At 68.5% G+C, this 18,029-nt stretch carries 15 protein-coding genes; all 15 read left to right on the top strand.

Features of this window, described 5'->3' with window-relative positions:
* The first annotated feature begins 211 nt into the window (after positions 1 to 211).
* The 15 genes from ROZ37_RS03715 (at position 212) to ROZ37_RS03645 (ending at position 17,741) form a co-directional block, all read left to right on the top strand.
* A complete protein-coding gene (locus ROZ37_RS03715; protein WP_312657627.1) occupies positions 212 to 1,843 on the top strand; it encodes an AMP-binding protein in 1,632 nt (543 codons plus the stop codon).
* A 227-nt stretch (positions 1,844 to 2,070) separates the two neighbouring features.
* Positions 2,071 to 3,252, top strand: coding sequence for an ABC transporter substrate-binding protein (locus ROZ37_RS03710; protein WP_312657626.1), 1,182 nt, complete (start codon positions 2,071 to 2,073; stop codon positions 3,250 to 3,252).
* 543 nt (positions 3,253 to 3,795) lie between these two features.
* Entirely contained in the window at positions 3,796 to 4,665 is an 870-nt protein-coding gene (locus ROZ37_RS03705) for an FAD binding domain-containing protein (RefSeq protein ID WP_312657625.1), read from the top strand.
* A 61-nt stretch (positions 4,666 to 4,726) separates the two neighbouring features.
* A complete protein-coding gene (locus ROZ37_RS03700; RefSeq protein WP_312657624.1) occupies positions 4,727 to 5,245 on the top strand; it encodes a 2Fe-2S iron-sulfur cluster-binding protein in 519 nt (172 codons plus the stop codon).
* On the top strand, positions 5,242 to 7,605 hold the full coding sequence (locus ROZ37_RS03695) for a molybdopterin cofactor-binding domain-containing protein (protein ID WP_312657623.1): 2,364 nt from the start codon (positions 5,242 to 5,244) through the stop codon (positions 7,603 to 7,605). The genes ROZ37_RS03700 and ROZ37_RS03695 overlap by 4 nt, the downstream gene beginning before the upstream one ends.
* Before the next feature lie 295 nt (positions 7,606 to 7,900).
* Complete coding sequence (locus ROZ37_RS03690) at positions 7,901 to 8,689, top strand: cyclase family protein (protein WP_312657622.1); 789 nt, start codon at positions 7,901 to 7,903, stop codon at positions 8,687 to 8,689.
* 446 nt (positions 8,690 to 9,135) lie between these two features.
* Positions 9,136 to 10,149: an AraC family transcriptional regulator gene (locus tag ROZ37_RS03685; RefSeq protein ID WP_312657621.1), complete on the top strand. Its 1,014-nt coding sequence runs from the start codon at positions 9,136 to 9,138 to the stop codon at positions 10,147 to 10,149.
* Between the two features lie 116 nt (positions 10,150 to 10,265).
* Positions 10,266 to 10,514: a hypothetical protein gene (locus tag ROZ37_RS03680; protein ID WP_312657620.1), complete on the top strand. Its 249-nt coding sequence runs from the start codon at positions 10,266 to 10,268 to the stop codon at positions 10,512 to 10,514.
* A 90-nt stretch (positions 10,515 to 10,604) separates the two neighbouring features.
* Positions 10,605 to 12,575, top strand: a complete 1,971-nt coding sequence (locus ROZ37_RS03675; RefSeq protein WP_312657619.1) for an NAD(P)/FAD-dependent oxidoreductase — start codon at positions 10,605 to 10,607, stop codon at positions 12,573 to 12,575.
* Between the two features lie 66 nt (positions 12,576 to 12,641).
* Positions 12,642 to 13,034, top strand: coding sequence for a RidA family protein (locus tag ROZ37_RS03670; protein ID WP_312657618.1), 393 nt, complete (start codon positions 12,642 to 12,644; stop codon positions 13,032 to 13,034).
* Positions 13,035 to 13,143: 109 nt separating this feature from the next.
* A complete protein-coding gene (locus ROZ37_RS03665) occupies positions 13,144 to 13,530 on the top strand; it encodes a hypothetical protein (RefSeq protein WP_312657616.1) in 387 nt (128 codons plus the stop codon).
* Positions 13,531 to 13,695: 165 nt separating this feature from the next.
* Positions 13,696 to 14,922, top strand: a complete 1,227-nt coding sequence (gene meaB / locus ROZ37_RS03660) for a methylmalonyl Co-A mutase-associated GTPase MeaB (RefSeq protein ID WP_312657614.1) — start codon at positions 13,696 to 13,698, stop codon at positions 14,920 to 14,922.
* The gene (locus ROZ37_RS03655) at positions 14,919 to 15,611 is read left to right on the top strand and encodes an XdhC family protein (protein ID WP_312657613.1); all 693 of its coding nucleotides are present in this window, start codon (positions 14,919 to 14,921) and stop codon (positions 15,609 to 15,611) included. The genes meaB and ROZ37_RS03655 overlap by 4 nt, the downstream gene beginning before the upstream one ends.
* Before the next feature lie 40 nt (positions 15,612 to 15,651).
* The gene (locus ROZ37_RS03650; RefSeq protein WP_312657611.1) at positions 15,652 to 17,325 is read left to right on the top strand and encodes a molybdopterin-binding/glycosyltransferase family 2 protein; all 1,674 of its coding nucleotides are present in this window, start codon (positions 15,652 to 15,654) and stop codon (positions 17,323 to 17,325) included.
* Positions 17,322 to 17,741 (top strand): iron-sulfur cluster assembly scaffold protein, encoded by a 420-nt coding sequence (locus ROZ37_RS03645; RefSeq protein ID WP_312657610.1) that lies wholly within the window; start codon positions 17,322 to 17,324, stop codon positions 17,739 to 17,741. Before ROZ37_RS03650 ends, ROZ37_RS03645 begins: the two co-directional genes overlap by 4 nt.
* The last annotated feature ends 288 nt before the right edge of the window (positions 17,742 to 18,029 follow it).

The raw sequence follows: 18,029 nt of genomic DNA, 5'->3' as shown, positions 1-18,029 counted from the left end.
ATCGAACCCCATGTGGGTAATCCCCGTCTGCCCGACGCGAGTGTTTTCTCCTAGTCTTGCGGTAAGCCGAAGTACCGGCAGGCACGACCCGCTCGCCCGGGTTCTACCTCGCTCGCGTCGCCGCGTATGCCTGCTTGCGGGTTGTCGATACTTGAGGCTTAATCTATTCACAGATAAAAAAAGACATTCATCACCTGGAGGAGACCCGCCCATGACGAGTCACGTCGATACGTTCGCGCGCGACCATTTGCCGCCGCCCGAGGCGCAGCCGGAGTTTATTTTCGATTTGCCGTCGCTGCAGTTTCCGCCGCAGCTGAACTGCGCGACCGAGTTGCTCGATCGGCGCGTCGTTGAGGGCGACGGCGAGCGGGTATGTTTGCGCGCGCCGGGCGGGATCGACTGGACGTATGCGGAGCTTCAGCGGCGCGCGAACCGGATCGCCAACGTGCTCGTGCGCGAGCTCGGCGTCGTGCCGGGCAACCGGGTGCTGCTGCGCGGGCCGAACAATCCGATGATGGTCGCGTGCTGGTTCGCGGTGATGAAGGCGGGCGCGATCGCGGTGACCACGATGCCGCTGCTGCGCGCGAAGGAGCTCGGGCAGATCATCGACAAGGCGCGGATCACGCATGCGCTGTGCGAGCACGCGCTGCGCGCGGAACTCGAAGCCGCCGCGGCCGAGCATCCGGTGCTCGCGCATGTGCGCTTCTTCAACGATCCGTCGGGGCAGGGGCTCGACGCGGACACGGCGTGCCAGCCGGATACGTTCGACAACGTCGCGACCGCCGCCGACGACACCTGCATTCTCGCGTTCACTTCGGGCACGACCGGCAAGCCGAAGGCGACGATGCATTTCCATCGCGACTTGCCCGCGTCGGCGGCGTGCTGGCCGGCGCACGTACTGCGCCCGACGGCGGACGACGTGTTCATCGGCAGCCCGCCGCTCGCGTTCACGTTCGCGCTCGGCGGCCTCGTCGTGTTCCCGATGAGCGTCGGCGCCTCGACGGTGCTGCTCGAGCAGGCGTCGCCGCCGCAGCTGCTCGACGCGATCCCGGAGTTCGGCGCGACGATCCTCTTCACCGCGCCGACGTCATACCGAGCGATGGCCGAAGCGGCGCGCTCGCAGCCATTCACGGCGGCGCGCGGCGGCACGCTGCGCAAGTGCGTGTCCGCGGGCGAAGTGCTGCCGGCGTCGACGCGCGCACTGTGGAAGGACGCGACCGGCATCGAGATCATCGACGGCATCGGCGCGACCGAGATGTTCCACATCTTCATCTCCGCCGACGAGGCGGACGCGCGGCCCGGGGCGACCGGCAAGGTGGTGCCGGGCTACCGCGCGCGCATCGTCGACGACGAAGGGCGCGAGCTGCCGCCGGGCACCGCGGGCCGCCTCGCGGTCAAGGGCCCGACCGGCTGCCGCTACCTCGACGATCCGCGCCAGGCCGACTACGTGCGCGACGGCTGGAACTACACCGGCGATGCGTACGTGATGGACGCCGACGGCTATTTCCACTACCAGTCGCGCGTCGACGACATGATCATCTCGTCCGGCTACAACATCGGCTCGCCGGAGGTCGAGGAGGCGCTGCTGCAGCATCCGTCGGTCGCCGAATGCGCGGTGATCGGCGTGCCGGACGACGAGCGCGGGCAGATCGTGAAGGCCTTCGTCGTGCCGCGCGAGGGCGTCGAAACGGGCCCTTCGCTGGTGCGCGCGCTGCAGGATTTCGCGAAGAGCACGATCGCGCCGTACAAGTACCCGCGCGCGGTCGAGTTCCTGACCGAGCTGCCGCGCACCGAGACCGGCAAGCTGCAGCGGTTCCGGCTGCGTGAGCGAGCGAGTCGGTAGGGCGCGGCCGTGCGGGGCGACCGGCGCGGACATGCGATGTGCGCTTTGTCGCGAACGCGGCAAGAAAATGCGGATGAAACGTCCCGGCTGTAGTCATGATGCGGCTACGAGCGAGGATACGTTTGTCGGCGCGGAGCACGGGGGACAACCGTGGCCGTACCGGGAATGAGGCGTCGTGCGGCCGCCGTCGTTGCCGCCATTCGATGAAAAAAACAGGAGGAGAGAAGATGGGCAAGGCTCAGGGACGCAACAGGTTTCGCACGATCGTCGCGCTGGCCGCCGCCGCGGTGCTTCCGCTCGGCGCCGCGCACGCTGCCGAGAAGGTCAAGGTCGGGCTGATGCTGCCTTACACCGGCACCTACGCTGCACTCGGCAACGCGATCACCAACGGCTTCAAGCAGTACGTCGCCGAGCAGGGCGGCAAGCTCGGCGGGCGCGAGGTGCAGTACTTCGTCGTCGATGACGAGTCCGATCCGTCGAAGGCGACCGAGAACGCGTCGAAGCTCGTCAAGCGCGACAGCGTCGACGTCCTCGTCGGCACCGTGCACTCGGGTGTCGCGCTGGCGATGGCGAAGGTCGCGCGCGACACGAAGACGCTGATGATCATCCCCAACGCCGGAGCCGACGAGCTGACCGGCCCGCTGTGCGCGCCGAACGTGTTCCGCAGCTCGTTCACGAACTGGCAGCCCGCGTACGGCATGGGCAAGGTCGCCGCCGAGCGCGGCCACAAGAACATCGTCACGTTGACGTGGAAGTACGCGGCCGGCGAGCAGGCGGTCAACGGCTTCAAGGAAGCGTTCGAGAAGGCCGGCGGCAAGATCGCGAAGGAGCTCTACCTGCCGTTCCCGAACGTCGAGTTCCAGCCCTACCTGACCGAGATCGCGAACCTCAAGCCCGACGCGGTGTTCGTGTTCTTCGCCGGCGGCGGCGCCGCGAAGTTCGTCAAGGATTACGACGCGGCGGGGCTGAAGAAGTCGATCCCGCTGTACGGCTCGGGCTTCCTCACCGACGGCACGCTCGATGCGATGGGCGGCGCTGGCGAAGGGCTGCTGACGACGCTGCACTACGCGGACGGCCTCGACAACGCGAAGGACAAGGCTTTCCGCAGCGCATACGAGGCGCAATACAAGATGCAGCCGGACGTCTACGCGGTGCAGGGCTATGACGCGGCGCAGATGCTGCGCGCCGGGCTCGATGCCTCGAAGGGCGCCGAGCTCGACCAGGCGGCGATGATCAAGGCGATGGAAGCGGCGAAGATCGACAGCCCGCGCGGCGCCTTCACGCTGTCGAAGGCGCACAACCCGGTGCAGGACATCTACCTGCGCAAGGTCGAAGGCAGCGACAACAAGGTCGTCGGCGTCGCCGAAAAGGCGCTCGCCGACCCGGCGCGCGGCTGCCGGATGAAGTAAGGCCCTCGCGCCCCGTTCCCGGCGATACGGGGACGGGGCGCGTCGGGTTCGGGCTGGGGCGCACCGTGCGTTCCGCCCGTTCCCCTGCCGCCCGGCGCACTGCGCCGCGGCGTTTCCTCCGTCCGATCCTCCGTCGGACCTCCGGTCCGATCTCCGGTCCGATCTCCCGACCGATTCCAGGTCAGTCGCACCCTCAGGGTCCGGTTCCACGTCCGGTTCCGGCTTCAGTTCCGGCTTCATGTCCGGCTTCAGGGCCGGTCCCCTCCGGCTCCAAGTTCCCCGTCCGCTCCCCGCCCCCTGCGGGTAGCCGAACGATTCCCCGAAGTTTCCGGATAGGCATCGGACGCGGCGGATAGCCGCGGTGCGCCGCCCCCGGTATCACTGTCGTCGTTCGCGTCCGGCCCGTTCCGGCACGAATGCGCGAGGGGATTCGACCGGTCGCCGGCGTGTTTCCCCGCGAGTATGTGATGCCGTCGAAGCGTCGGCGCGTGCCGCGCGCCGGCCGCCCATTCCGCCACCGATACGCCCTGCAGGAGCGATTCCATGAGCAGTCGAATATTGCCGGATTTCGAACTATTGATGCCGCAAAGCGTTGCCGAAGCGGTGGGTCTGCTGTCCTCGTACGGCCGCCGCGTCACCGTGATGGCGGGCGGCACCGACGTGCTGGTCGCGATGAAATCGACGCCGTCGCCGGAATACGTGATGAGCCTCGCGAACATTCCCGGCCTTGCGCACGTGCTGTTCGAGCCGGCGAAAGGGCTGCGGATCGGCGCGAAGGCGACGATCGCCGACCTGCTCGCGAACCCGGACGTGAAGCGCCACTATCCGTCGTTGTGGCACGCGGCGGAGATCTTCGCGACCGGGCAGGTGCGCAACACCGCGACCGTGCTCGGCAACCTGCTGCGCGCATCGCCCGCCGGGGATTGCAGTTGCGCGATCTACGCGATCGGCGCGACGGTCGTCTTCCAGAGCGAATCGGGGCGGCGCGAGGTGGATATCGACGATTTCTGGCTCTCGTACGGCGTCACGGCGCGGCGGGCCGACGAGCTTGCGGTCGAACTGCTGCTGCCGCCGCCCGTGCAGGGCGCCCGCGCGGCATTCCGTCGCCTGACGCGGACGAACGACGACCTCGCGAAGCTGAACGTCGCGGTGCAACTCGAAATGCTCGGCGACACCTGCACCGGTGCGCGTCTTGCGATGGGCTGCGTCGCGCCGACGCCGCTGCGCCTGCGGCACACCGAGGCGCTGCTGAAGGGCCGGGAAATCACCGCCGAGCTGTTGCAGCGCATCGTCGAGTCAGTGCCGGCGGAAATCTCGCCGATCGACGACAAGCGATCGACCGCCGAATACCGCCGGCAGGTGGCCGGCGTGGTGCTGAAGCGGGCGATCGAGGACGCGTGCCGCGCGGCCTGAATCCGCCACTTGTATCGGCCCATTTGAATCGGCCCGAGCCGATCTTCCCGAGGAGACACGAATGAAGGATGCACAGATCACGCTCCAGATCAACGGAGAGGAATACCGGCTGAACGTCGCCGTCAATCGCACGCTGCTAGAGGTGCTGCGCGACCAGCTCGGCATGACCGAGACGAAATACGGCTGCGGCACCGGCGAGTGCGGCGCCTGTACGGTGCTCGTCGATGGCGACAAGGCGATCAATTCGTGCCTGACGCTCGCGGCGACGATGGACGGCAAGCGCATCACGACCGCGGCCGGCTTCGCCAATTTCGGCGAGCTCAATTACATCCAGCAGGCCTTCACCGACGAGGCCGCGATCCAGTGCGGCTACTGCACGCCGGGGATGATCGTGAAGACCGCGAGCCTGCTCGCGAAGAACCCGGACCCGACCGAGCAGGAGATCCGTCACGCGCTCGAAGGCAACATCTGCCGCTGCACCGGCTACGAAAAGATCGTCAAGGCGGTGAAGAAGGCCGCGCGCACGGCACCCGGGGCCGCAGTCGCCGAACCGGCCGCGAGCGTGGAGGTGGCGCAATGAAGCCCGAATCGATCGTCGGCACCAGCGCGCAACGCGTCGATGTCAAGGACAAGGTGACCGGGCAGGCGCAGTACGCGGCCGACATCCAGCTTCCGGGAATGCTGTACGGCAAGGTCGTGCGCTGCTGGGAGCACGCGCACGCACGCGTCGTGCGTCTCGACCTCAGTGCTGCGGCGAAGTCGCCCGGCGTCGTCAAGGTGCTCGGCCCGGCCGACGTCACCGCGAACAAATACAACTCCTCGGTCCTGGACCTGATGGTGTCCGAGCCGATGCACGATCTCCTCGGCGACATCGACGACCAGGCGATCTTCACGACGCACGTGAAATATCAGGGCGATGCGATCTGCGGAATCATCGCGAAGTCCGAGGAAGCGGCCGAGCGCGCCGCGGCGAAGGTCATCGTCGAATACGAGCCGCTGCCGGTCTATCTGACCGCGGAAGCGTCGCGGCAGCCCGGTGCGGTGCAGTTCGTGCCCGAGAAACCCGGCAACCGCGCATTCCAGCTGCCCGAGCCGATGTTCCCGGACCACGCGCTCGGCGGCGGCGACGTCGACGCGGCAATGCGGGAAGCGGACGTCGTCGTCGAGGACGTGTTCTACGTGCCGAAGCAGAAGCAATGCCAGATGGAACCGCACGCGTACGTCGCGAAGTTCGACAACGCCGGCCGGCTCACGTGCTGGACGTCGTCGCAGATGCCGAAGCTCGTGCAGGCGAAGCTCGCGAAGCTGTTCGACCTGCCGATGGCGCGCGTGAAGATCAACGCGACCGTGATCGGCGGCGGCTTCGGCGCGCGCCTCGGGCTGATCTCGGAACCGCAGGCGTGCGCGATGGCGCTTGCGGTGCCCGGCCATCCGGTGAAGCTGCAGACGCTGCGCGAAGAGGACTGGGCGATCTCGCCGAGCCGCCACCCGGGGCGGTACTGGATGAAGCTCGGCTTCAAGAAGGACGGCACGCCGGTCGCGTGCGACGCGCGCTTCGAAAACTACAAGGGCGGCTATTACCTCGACGCGTCGGGCACCGCCTTCACAGCCGGCGCGTGGCTCAGCGGCATGTACAAGTTTCCGGCGCTGCGCTACCGCGGCGAGTCCTACTTCACGAACCAGGGTCTCACCGGCGCGTTCCGGGGCTACGGCAATCCGCAGACCAACTTCGCGCTCGAGCAGCTGATCGAGCGGGCCTGCGCGCAGCTCGGCATCGACCCGGTCGAATGGCGCAAAAAGTGGCACAAGGGCGTCGGCGATGACGGCTGGTGCGCGGGGGTCACCTATCCGTCCTGCGCGCTCGACGAATGTCTCGACCGCGGCGCGGCGGCGATCGACTGGGCCGAAAAGCGCCGCCGTTACGCGAACCAGACCGGTACGCTGCGGCGCGGCGTCGGCGTCGCGGTGATGAATCACACCAGCGGCGCGATGCCGATGCTGCTCGAACACACCGCGTGCACCGTCAAGCTCAACGAGGACGCGACCGCGGAGGTGATCTTCGCGTGCTCGGACATGGGGCAGGGCTCGCACACGGCGCTGAAGCAGATCGCCGCCGAGACGCTCGGCTTTCCGTTCGATGACGTGCAGCTCGCGAGCCCGGGGTCGGATGCCGGCTTCGACATCGGCGCGCACGCGAGCCGGACGCTTTACGTCGGCGGCGCGGCGGTCAAGGCGGCGTGCGAGGACGCGAAGCGGCAATTGTTCGCGCGCGCGGCCGACCGGCTGCAAGTGCCTGCCGACCAGCTCGACATCCGCGACAAGAAGATCTTCGCGAAGGCCGACCCGCAGCGCTCGATCGACGTCGAAGCGATCACGCGCGGGGGCGTGTACCACTTCGTCGACCCGATGACCGGCGAGACGACCGGGGCGCCGGGGCAGATCCAGGGCTACGTGAGCTTCTTCCCGCCGCACAACTCGCCGCCGTTCGGCGCGTCGTTCGCCGAGGTCGAGGTCGACACCGAGACCGGCGAAGTCCGCGTGCTCGATGTCGTCAATACGCACGACATCGGCCGCGCGATCAACCCGGCAGCGGTCGAAGGCCAGCTCGAAGGCGGCATCCAGCAGGGGCTCGGCTTCGTGCTGACCGAGGAGACGTATTACGACGACCGGGGCCGGATGCTCAACAACAGCTTCACCGACTACAAGATGTTCGGGCCGAGCGACATGCCGAAGATCACGACGATCCTCGTCGAGGACGCCGATCCGGTCGGGCCGTTCGGCGCGAAGAGCGTCGGCGAATCGGGCCTCGTCAGCCCGATCGGCGCGGTCGCGAATGCGATCTACCACGCGCTCGGCATCCAGTTCACCGAGGCGCCGATCACGCCGGAGAAAGTGCTGAAAGGAATCCGCGAGAAGGGCGTCGCGCAAGTGGCGCATTAGTCGATCGGAAGTTCCCGTGGCATTGCGGCCGCCTTCGGGCGGCCGTTTTTTCGTCTGCGTGCGTGAGCAGCGCGCACTGAGCGGCGCTCACGGGATAGGCGCGGCAGTGTCGGGATAGCCGGGGGCGGGCGGCCGACTTAAGTTCGGCTGCTGGAGGAGGATCGCGCGCTATCGCGCCCGGTCAGCACGGCTGCGACCCGCCCGCTGCGGCGTCGGACATCGCCCCGGCAAGTACCGTTGCGCCGCACCCGCCCGCGTCGGCAGAGCATCGAACCACCACATCGAGGAGACCGGAATGCCATCGAAAGTGACCGTCCTGACGCAACTCGTCGAAGCGCTCGAAGGGGGCGGCGTGCAGGTCGTCGACCTGACGCAGCCGCTCGGCCCGGACACCCCCGTGCTCGGCCTGCCGCCGCCGTTCGCGAACTCGCCGCCGGTGAGCTTCGAGACGATCTCGCATTACGACGATGCCGGCCCGGCGTGGTACTGGCGCACGATCCGCATGGGCGAGCACACCGGCACGCACTTCGATGCGCCGGTACATTGGATCAGCGGCCGCGAGCGCACCGACGGCACGCTCGACACGATTCCGGCGCGCCGGCTCGTCGGCCCCGCGTGCGTCATCGACATCAGCCGCGAAGCCGCCGCGAACCCCGATCATCTGCTGACACGCGACGCGGTGCTCGAATGGGAGGCGCGCCACGGACGCATTCCGCCGAACGCCTGGGTGCTGCTGCGCAGCGACTGGTCGAAGCGCGTCGGCGCCGAGGAATTCCTCAATTGCCGCGAGGACGGCCCGCACTCGCCCGGCTTCGACCGCGGCGCGACCGAGCTGCTCGCGCTCGAACGCGACGTGCTCGGCGTCGGCGTCGAGACGGTCGGCACCGACGCGGGGCAGGCGCATTCGTTCGACCCGCCGTTCTGGACGCATCACATCATGCAGGGCAACGGCAAGTTCGGCCTCGCGAGCCTGTGCAACCTCGATCGGCTGCCCCCGACGGGCGCCGTGCTCGTCGCCTCGCCGCTGAAGCTCGTCGGCGGCTCGGGAAGTCCGCTCCGCGTGATCGCGCTCGTCCCGGCGTGAGCGCTGCGGGGGGCGTACACCGCGACCGCGCTGCCCTCGCTGCCTCCTGCGGGAGATGGGGAGCCGCAGCGCGTAGGTCGCTTTGAGCGAAGCGATATCCGGCGTCGAGGGCTTCCGGAGCGCCCGGGTCGGCCGTTGCTGTGCTCACGCCGACTTGCGAACGACGGTCGAGGCGCACCGAGTGCAGAGCGGGCCCGGACGAAGCGATTTTCGACCTTCGGGGCTCCCCGACGTGAGCCTTGCGCTCGGTCGACGTGTACTGTATACACACGTTGTTGGAGATCAAATCGTTTGTGAGAGACGTTGATCCGACGGGGCGCGGCAGCGCTCCGCGAACGGCTCCGACGATGATCGCGGCGCGCGTCGATACCGCGTGTCCGCGCAGTTCGATAACCCATGCCAGGCAAAGAACCGGGCGGGGAGTGCAGGCCGGAGGAGACACGAGGATGACCCGGGCGCTGATGACGACGCTGGGAGAGTGCGACATGCTCTCCGGCCATTCGCTGTTCCAGACGAGGGATCCGGAGGAGGCGCGCGACCGCGTCGGGGCCGTTTTCTGTCCGCACGAACTGAAGATCGTCGGCGGCGGCCACCAGGTCGCAGCGGGTATGCGGCACGCGCCGCTGCGTCGCATTTCGCTGAATCGCCTCGCCTACGGTCAGACGGTCGAGATCGACGCGGGCCGGCTCGACAGCTTCGTGCTCGTGATGATGCCGCTCGCGGGGCACGCCGACGTCAGTTGCGGCGCGCAGAGCATCCGTGCCTCACCCGATCTCGCGTCCGTCGTGACTCCGACGCAGAACCTCACGCAGACGCTGTTCGTGGGCTGCGACCAGATCATGGTCCGGATCGACCGCGCGTTGCTCGAAACGACCTGCGCGCAGCACCTCGGCCGCCCGCTGCGCGAGCCGGTCGAATTCGCGCTCGGCATGGAGATGTCCGCCGCTGCGGGAATGAGCTGGCAGTCGCTCGTCGCCTATCTCGTCGCCGAAGTCGAGCGGGGCGCCCCGACGCTCGGCTCGGGGCTCGCGATCGCGCAGATCGAGCATCTGCTGGTCACGACGCTGCTGACGGTGCAGCCGAACAATTACCGCGACGCGCTGCTCAACCCGTCGCAACCGATCGCGCCGCGCCACGTGAGGCGGGTCGAAGAGTTCATCCAGGCGCACGCGGACCGCGAGCTGACGATCGGCGACCTCGCCGCGCATGCGAAGGTCAGCACCAGCGCGCTCTTCGCGGGCTTTCGCGAGTTCCGCAACACCACGCCGATGGCGTACCTGAAATCGGTGCGGATGCAGCGCGTCCGAGACGAGCTGCAAAGCGCGCCGTCGGCGGCGGCGGCGACGGTGACGAGCATCGCGATGCGCTGGGGTTTTCATCATCTCGGCCACTTTGCCGCCGACTACAAGAACCGCTTCGGCGAATGCCCGTCGCGCACGCGCGAAAGGGCGCTGGCGTGACATGCGCATCGCCCCACCCCTCCCCCGTGGGGGGGTTAATGAGGTCGCCTCCTCCCTATATTCACTCCATGCCCAACCGCTTCCGCGATCGGGCGGACCGAGCAAGGAGAAAGACGATGACGGCACTTGGCAACGTGATGGCGCTCGTTCGGGAACTCGACCACGAAAACGTCGAGGCGGTGGAAATCCCCGCACCCGTGGCCCGCGATGCGCGGCATTTCGATCTTCCGCCCACCGTCGAGGATGCGTCCTCGCTCGGCGAAATCCTTCAGCTGATCCGCGAGATGCAGGGCGACAGCCTCCGGGTGCTCGTCGATTCCCTGCCGCCGGTTCAGCGGCGAACGGCCGCCGTCGTTGCGGCCTGACGGCCGCGAACTCGGACAGCGAGCCCGCCGGTTTTTGCGACGCGCACCACCACAATCATTAACGACCATCGAAATCCAGAGGAGACCTGCATGACCCGTCCCGGCGAGCTCAAGCTTCCGCACCTGTTCAAACCCGGCCAGATCGGCAAGTACAAGACCAAGAACATGGTCAAGTACGGCGCCTGCTGCGTGTCGAACTACAACACGCGCGACGGCTACATCACGCCGCGCGAACTCGCGCGCACCCGGGTCATCGCCGGCACCGGCGCGGGCATCATCACGAACCAGGGCGCGTATCCCGACCCGCTCGGCGAAGGTAAGGCCTACTTCCGCCAGGTCGCGCTCTTCGACGACAAGTTCCTGCCGCAGTTCGAGACGATCGCGCAATACATCCACGACAACGGCGGCGTCGCGATCCAGCAGATCCTGCACGCCGGGCGCTACGGCGGCATCGACCTCGGCTACTGCATCCAGCCGTCGGTCGTGCCGCAGACGCTGCCGCACTTCCGCCCGCCGCGCGAAGTCACGAAGGACGAGATCCGCGCGATCGTCAAGCAGCACGCGGAAGCCGCGAAGCGCGCGATCCGCGCCGGCTTCGACGGCACCGAAGTGACGAGCTTCATGGGCTACCTGCTCGCGAACTTCAACTCGCGCTTCACGAACCAGCGCACCGACGAATACGGTGGCTCGATCGAGAACCGCGGCCGTTTCATGCGCGAGCTGATCGACGAGATCAAGCAGGCGACCCCCGAGCACCCGCTCATCGTGCGGCTGAACGGCGCCGAGCTGATGGACCGCTGGGGCGGCAACACCGAGGACGACTGCTTCGAGCTGATGCAACAGGCGGTGGATTCGGGCGTCGACATGATCTCGGTCACCGTCGGCTGGCAGGAAGCGCCCGAATCGTCGATCGGCCGCGACGTGCAGCCGGGCCACTGGAACTACCTGTCGGCGAAGGCGAAAAAGCTCTTCCCGAACACGCTGATCACCTTCGGCAACCGCCTGCCGGACCCGGTGATGGCGAACCAGTGCATCGCCGACGGCGTGTTCGACTACTGGGAAGTGTGCCGGCCGATGCTCGCCGACCCGGAACTGCTGCACAAGGCGGCCGAGGACCGGCTCGACGAGGTGCGCCGCTGCATCGGCTCGCTGAACTGCCTGTCGCGCCTATTCCGCGACCTGCCCTACACCTGCGCGATGAACCCGACGCTCGGCCACGAAGTCGAGCCGGAGTACCACGTCACGCCGGCGGCGGTGAAGAAGAAGATCATGATCATCGGCGCCGGCCCCGCGGGCATGGAAGCCGCGATCACCGCGAAGCGCCGCGGGCACGACGTCACCGTGTTCGAGAAGGGCGACCGCATCGGCGGCGCGCTCGTCGGCTACTCGTCGAACGACCTCGCGCGGCCCGACGACCTGATCTCGGTGATCAAGTACTACGAGACGATGGCGCGCAAGATGGAGATCGACGTGCGCTTCAACACCGAGGCGAACGCGAAGTTCATGCGCAGCATCCTGCACCAGTTCGACGTCTGCATCGTCGCCGCCGGCTCGCGCACCGACATGAAGGCGTACCGCCACATCCCCGGCCACGACAAGCTCGTCGATGCGCTCGAGGTCGCCAACGGCAAGACGAAGCCGGGCAAGCGCGTCGTGATGGTCGGCGCCGGCAAGATCGGGCTCACGCTCGCCGAGTCGCTGTGCAAGCAGGGCCACGAGGTCGTCATCGTCGAGGAGGACAAGCGCATCGCCGGCGATGTGATGCCGTCGTTCAAGTGGCGCCACTCGGCGTGGATCGAGGAGCTCGAGATCCGCACGCTGACGTCGTCGATGCTCGTCGGCGTCACCAGTGAAGGCGCGATGGTGCGCAACGCGAAGGGCGAAGAGACCTTCGTCGAAGCCGACACCGTCCTCGTCTCGGGGCCGCGCAAGCCGAACCACGACCTGTTCCACGAGTTCCAGTGGATGGTCGACGAGCTACACGGCGCCGGCGACGCGGTGATCCCGCGCGGGCTCGACGCGTCGATCCACGAGGGATATCGGCTCGGCGTGCGGATCTGAACTGTTTCTACCAATAAGCGGCCGCCGGAGACGGCGGTCGCACCCACCACCAACGAGGAGACAACGATGCAAATGCTGCAACCCCCGGGCTGGGTCCGGCCGAAGGGCTATTCGAACGGCGTCGTCGCGAGCGGCCGCATGCTGTTCGTCGCCGGCCAGGTCGGCTGGGACGAGAACGAGAAATTCCAGACCGACGACCTCGTCGGACAGGTCCGCCAGGCGCTGACCAACATCGTCGCGATCCTCGCGGAAGCCGACGCACGGCCGTCCAACATCGTGCGGATGAACTGGTACCTCGGCGACGGCGCGGAATACAACGCGCGGCTCGCCGAGATCGGCGCGGTGTATCGCGAGCTGATCGGCAAGCACTTCCCCGCGATGACCGCGCTGCAGGTCGCCGGCTTCGTCGAGAAAGGCGCGAAGGTCGAAATCGAAGTGACGGCGATGCTGCCGACGTGACGAAGCGGGCACGGGGAGCGGCCGCTTTAGCGGAAGGCCGTGCCCCGTTTCGTCGGACGGTTTGGCGCGATTTTCGCCTCCGTCCGGCGCCGAAGGAGGAGGCAACGCAATGAGCGACGGATTTCTCGACTGCGACGCCTGGAAGGCGATGCTCGACCGCGAAGGGGTGCGCGCGTCCGGCGCGTCGATCGGTGTGCTGACGAAGGACGACTACGCCGCGCGCCGCGGCCGCGTGCTCGTCTGGCGCGGCACCGACGACGGTGCAAGCGTCGGGTTGCGCGGCTACAGCGGCAAATTCGACCCGGATCTCGCGATGCTGCTCGTCGCCGATCCCGATGCGCTGCAGGCCGTCCTCGCCGACGGCCTCGCGCAAGTGCCGCTGCAAGTCCGCCGCGGCGCCTTGCACCCCTACATGCTGATGACGCTCGACGACCTCGAAGACGTCGGGCTCTCCGACTTCGTCGAGGACTTCGGCCTGGTATTTCCGCGGCATTGAGCGGGTGGGAGATCGTCGCCGCGGAGGTAGGCCGGCTTGAGCGCAGCGAAGGCCGACGCGGGGGCGACGAAGCTGCAGCCGGCCGGAGCAGGATGACGCCGTGGCCGCTTGCACAGCCGATTCGGAAAGTGCAAGATGATTGGACGTCAAACAGATCATGGATAAATGATGATCCGACCGGAAGACATCGATGTCGCTGACGGCACCGGCGGTTCGCGCTCGGCGCTCGCGCGCGCGCTGACGCTCGTCGAAGACGCTCGCGACGGTGCGGCGCAGTTGCTCGAGGCACTCGGGCCGCGCCGCGGGCGGGCCCATGTGGTCGGCGTAACCGGTGCTCCCGGCGCCGGCAAATCGACGCTGATCAACGCGCTACTCGGCGAATGGTTGCGCCGCGGGCGACGCATCGCGGTCGTCGCGATCGATCCGTCGAGCCCGGTCACCGGCGGCGCGCTGCTCGGCGACCGGCTGCGCATGGGCGAGCACGGCGGTGACGAGCGCGTGTTCATCCGCTCGCTGTCGTCGCGTGGGCATCTGGGCGGCCTGTCGCGCACGACCGGCGAAGTGGTCGACGTGTTCGACGCGGCAGGTTTCGACGTCGTCGTCGTCGAGACCGTCGGTGTCGGACAGTCGGAAGTCGATGTCCGCGCGCTCGCCGACACGAACCTCGTCGTCTGCGCGCCGGGACTCGGCGACGACGTGCAGGCGGTCAAGGCCGGCATTCTCGAAACCGCCGACATCTTCGTCGTCAACAAGGGCGACTCGCCGCTCGCCAGTCGCGCGGTGCTCGACCTGCAACAGGGCGCCTTCCTGCGGCACGACGAGCGCGGACCGGTGCCGGTGCTGCTCACGGTTGCGACGAGCGGCCGGGGCATCGTCGAGCTCGCGGACCAGATCGACGCTCACGCGCGATCTGGCGGAGTCGGGCGCCGGCTCGGGGCGGCGCGCAAAGGTGCGGAGACGGCTGCGTCGGGCGGATCGCGCGAAATCGCAAACGGTCGAGCCGACGGTGCCGCAGTGGATTCGACAAGCGCTATGACGCCTGGCACCGCGACCGGCAGGCCGGCCGCCGCGGTCGCGACCGACGGCGAACTTTTCCAGCAGGTGCAGCGCTGGCGCGCCGAAGGCAAGGGCGTCGCGCTGGCGACGGTCGTGCGCACCTGGGGTTCGTCGCCGCGGCCCGAGGGCAGCCATCTCGCGATCGACGAGCACGGCGCGTTCGTCGGCTCGGTGTCCGGCGGCTGCATCGAAGGTGCGGTGATCGGCGAGGCGCAATCGGTGATCGCGGATGGCCAGCCGCGCGTTCTCGAATTCGGCGTCAGCGACGAGCAGGCGTGGGAAGTCGGGCTCGCGTGCGGTGGGCGTGTGCAGGTTTTCGTGGAGCGCATCGGATGAAGGCGGAGCTTTTCGACCAGCTCGTCGCGGACCGCGGGGCGAAGCGCGCCGTCGCGGTCGTCACGCGGCTCGAGGACGGATTGCAGGCGCTGGTGCGCGACGATGCCGTCGCAGGCGATCTCGCGCTGACGGCCGAGCAGCTCGACGAGACGCGGCAGCGGCTGCGCACCGACCGCAGCGGCGCGCTCGCGTCCGCTGACGGCGCGCTTTTCGTGCGCTGCCATGTCGGCGCGCCGCGGCTCGTCGTGATCGGCGCGGTGCATGTGACGCAGGCGCTCGCGCCGATGGCGGCGATCGCGGGCTTCGAAGTCGTCGTCGTCGACCCGCGCCGCGCGTTCGCGACGCCGGAGCGCTTGCCCGGCGTGTCGATGACGACCGAGTGGCCCGATGAGGCGCTCGAGCGCATCGGCATCGACGCGCAGACCGCGGTCGTGACGCTGACGCACGACCCGAAGCTCGACGATCCGGCGCTGGTCGTCGCGTTGCAGAGCCCCGCGTTCTATATCGGCTCGCTCGGCAGCACGCGCACGCACGCGAAGCGCGTCGAACGCCTGACCGAAGCGGGGCTGGGTGAAGCGGTCGGGCGCATCCACGCGCCGGTCGGGCTCGACCTCGGCGGGCGCTCGCCGGCCGAGATCGCGGTCGCGATCCTCGCGCAGGTGATCCAGACGAGGCACGGCCGACGGTGAATGTCGCGTGCCGCGACAAGGGCATGATTGGGAGACGCGGATGATCTTCGATGAATTCCCCTGCGAGACCGCCGAGGGCGTGACCCTCGCGCATACGCTGAAGCTCGGCGGTCGGACGCTGAAAAAGGGCCGCGTGCTGTCGTCGGACGATCTCGCCGCGCTGAGCGACGATGGCATCGAAACGGTCCTCGGCGCGCGGCTCGCGCCCGATGACATGGCCGAAAACCCGGCCGCGTCGGCGATCGCGGAGCGCCTCGTCGGTCCCGGCGCGAACGCCGCGACGCGCGCGCCGTACAACGGCCGCTGCAATCTGCACGCGTCCGTACGCGGCATCGTCGAAGTCGACGCCGAGCGCATCGATCGGCTCAATCTGCTCGGCGAGTCGGTCGCGATCGGTACGCTGCCGCAGCACGCCGTCGCGCGTGCCGGGCAGGTAATCGCGACGATCAAGATCGTCCCGTTCGCGGTGCCGCGCCACGTGGTCGAGGCGTGCCGCGAGATCGCGTCGGGCGGTCCGCTCGTGCGCGTCGCCGAACTGAAGCCGCACCGCGTCGCGCTGATCATGAGCGAGCTGCCGGGGATGAAGGAGAGCATCTTCACCGGCACGGTGGCGGCGACGCGGCATCGCGTCGAAGGACTCGGCAGCCGCCTCGCGCTGGTGCTGCGCTGCGCGCACGAGCGCGCGGCGATCGAAGCGAGGGTGCGGCAGGCGCTCGCGGCCGGCTGCAATCTCGTGCTCGTCTGTGGCGCGACGGTTGCGAAGGACCGCCGTGACATCGCGCCCGCGGCAGTAACCGCGGCCGGCGGCGAGATCGTCCATTTCGGCATGCCTACCGAGCCCGGCAACATGCTGGTGCTCGGGCGGGTCGGCGCGGTGCCGGTCGTGATCCTTCCCGGCTGCGGCCGCTCGCGCCGGATGAACGGTCTCGATTGGATCCTGCAGCGCCTGCTCGCGGGCCTCGCGCCGTCGGCGCAGGACATCATGCGGATGGGCGTCGGGGGGCTGATCCGCACGACGCTCGAAGCGGAAGACGACGAGGACGAAGACGAGAACGCGGTCGCGGAGACCGCCCCGGAAGGTCCGCGTATCGCCGCGCTCGTGCTCGCTGCCGGCCGCTCGTCGCGGATGGGCGCGGACAACAAGCTGCTGGCCGAGGTCGGTGGCGTGCCGATGGTGTTGCGCGCGGTGAACAGCGCGCGCGCGTCGCTCGCCGCGTCGGTGACCGTCGTCGTCGGCCATGAAGGCGACGCCGTCGCGAACGCGGTTGGCGACACCGGCGCGACGGTCGTGCGTAACCCCGACTTTGCGCAAGGGATGTCCGCTTCGCTGCGACACGGCATCGCCGCGCTGCCCGACGATGCCGATGCGGTGCTCGTGCTGCTCGGCGACATGCCACGGATCAGCGCGGAACATCTCGACCGCATCATCGCGGCCTTCGATCCCGCGCAGCCGTCGATCGTCGTCCCCGAAAAGGATGGCCGGCGCGGCAACCCGATCCTGTGGCCGCGCGAGTTCTTCGCGGCGATGACGGAGCTTTCCGGCGACCAGGGCGCGCGCGGGCTGATCGCGGCGCACGCCGACCGCGTGAAGCGGGTCGCGGTCGATGACGACGCGATCTTCGTCGATGTCGACCGGCCGTGCGATCTCGCGGCGGTCCGAACGTCCGCCCGGCCCGAAGCCGCAGTGCGCTGCGCGGAGGCCTGCGCGACGTGATCGAGAACTTGTACAACCAGCGGATCAAGGAGCTCGCGGCCGACGCGTGCGGCGCGGGTCGGCTCGATGCGCCGTGTGCGACGGCGATGCGCGACAGCCCGGTCTGCGGCGATCGCGTGCGCATCGACGTTCGACTCGCCGACGGCCGCATCGCCGCGCTCGCGCACGACGTGAAGGGCTGCCTGCTGTGCCGCGCCGCGGCGTCGGTGATCGGGCGACATGCGAGCGGACTGTCCGCGGCGGACGCGGAGGCTCTGCGCGAACGGGTCGCAGCGATGCTCGCCGGCGGCGATCCGCCGGAAGGCTGGGGCGACCTCGCGGTGTTCGAGCCGGTGCGCGCGCATCGCAGCCGCCACGGCTGCGTGCTGATCCCGTTCGAAGCGCTCGCGAAAGCGGCGCAGGCGGCGGATTGCTGACCGCCCATCGCGCAGTTCCGTGCTTCGGGATGCCGTCACCGCCAGATTCGGCGTAGGTCGGCGTGAGCCGCAGGCGACGGTCGATCCGGGTTTTCCTGAAGGCGTGAACGTCGGACATCGTGGCGCTCAGCCCGACCTGCGGTTCGGCGCGTTGGGGTGTCGTGAACCGGTAGATTCGGCGTAGGTCGGCGTCGGCCGCAGGCGATAGCCGACGCGGGCGCTTCCGACACCGAGGACGTTGCATCTCGCGTCGCCGGGTGCAACCTGGATTTGTGGCTCCCGCGTATT

Source organism: Aromatoleum sp. (assembly GCF_032027225.1).
In the GTDB taxonomy this organism is placed as follows: domain Bacteria; phylum Pseudomonadota; class Gammaproteobacteria; order Burkholderiales; family Rhodocyclaceae; genus Aromatoleum.
Note: the sequence above shows the minus strand (reverse complement) of the source record. Positions and strands in the feature narration are given on the sequence as shown.

Excerpts from the sequence above, each read along its gene's own strand:
- ROZ37_RS03715 (WP_312657627.1), top strand. The coding sequence starts at position 212 with ATGACGAGTCACGTCGATACGTTCGCGCGCGACCATTTGCCGCCGCCC.
- ROZ37_RS03710 (WP_312657626.1), top strand. The coding sequence starts at position 2,071 with ATGGGCAAGGCTCAGGGACGCAACAGGTTTCGCACGATCGTCGCGCTG.
- ROZ37_RS03705 (WP_312657625.1), top strand. The coding sequence starts at position 3,796 with ATGAGCAGTCGAATATTGCCGGATTTCGAACTATTGATGCCGCAAAGC.
- ROZ37_RS03700 (WP_312657624.1), top strand. The coding sequence starts at position 4,727 with ATGAAGGATGCACAGATCACGCTCCAGATCAACGGAGAGGAATACCGG.
- ROZ37_RS03695 (WP_312657623.1), top strand. The coding sequence starts at position 5,242 with ATGAAGCCCGAATCGATCGTCGGCACCAGCGCGCAACGCGTCGATGTC.
- ROZ37_RS03690 (WP_312657622.1), top strand. The coding sequence starts at position 7,901 with ATGCCATCGAAAGTGACCGTCCTGACGCAACTCGTCGAAGCGCTCGAA.
- ROZ37_RS03685 (WP_312657621.1), top strand. The coding sequence starts at position 9,136 with ATGACCCGGGCGCTGATGACGACGCTGGGAGAGTGCGACATGCTCTCC.
- ROZ37_RS03680 (WP_312657620.1), top strand. The coding sequence starts at position 10,266 with ATGACGGCACTTGGCAACGTGATGGCGCTCGTTCGGGAACTCGACCAC.
- ROZ37_RS03675 (WP_312657619.1), top strand. The coding sequence starts at position 10,605 with ATGACCCGTCCCGGCGAGCTCAAGCTTCCGCACCTGTTCAAACCCGGC.
- ROZ37_RS03670 (WP_312657618.1), top strand. The coding sequence starts at position 12,642 with ATGCAAATGCTGCAACCCCCGGGCTGGGTCCGGCCGAAGGGCTATTCG.
- ROZ37_RS03665 (WP_312657616.1), top strand. The coding sequence starts at position 13,144 with ATGAGCGACGGATTTCTCGACTGCGACGCCTGGAAGGCGATGCTCGAC.
- meaB (WP_312657614.1), top strand. The coding sequence starts at position 13,696 with ATGATGATCCGACCGGAAGACATCGATGTCGCTGACGGCACCGGCGGT.
- ROZ37_RS03655 (WP_312657613.1), top strand. The coding sequence starts at position 14,919 with ATGAAGGCGGAGCTTTTCGACCAGCTCGTCGCGGACCGCGGGGCGAAG.
- ROZ37_RS03650 (WP_312657611.1), top strand. The coding sequence starts at position 15,652 with ATGATCTTCGATGAATTCCCCTGCGAGACCGCCGAGGGCGTGACCCTC.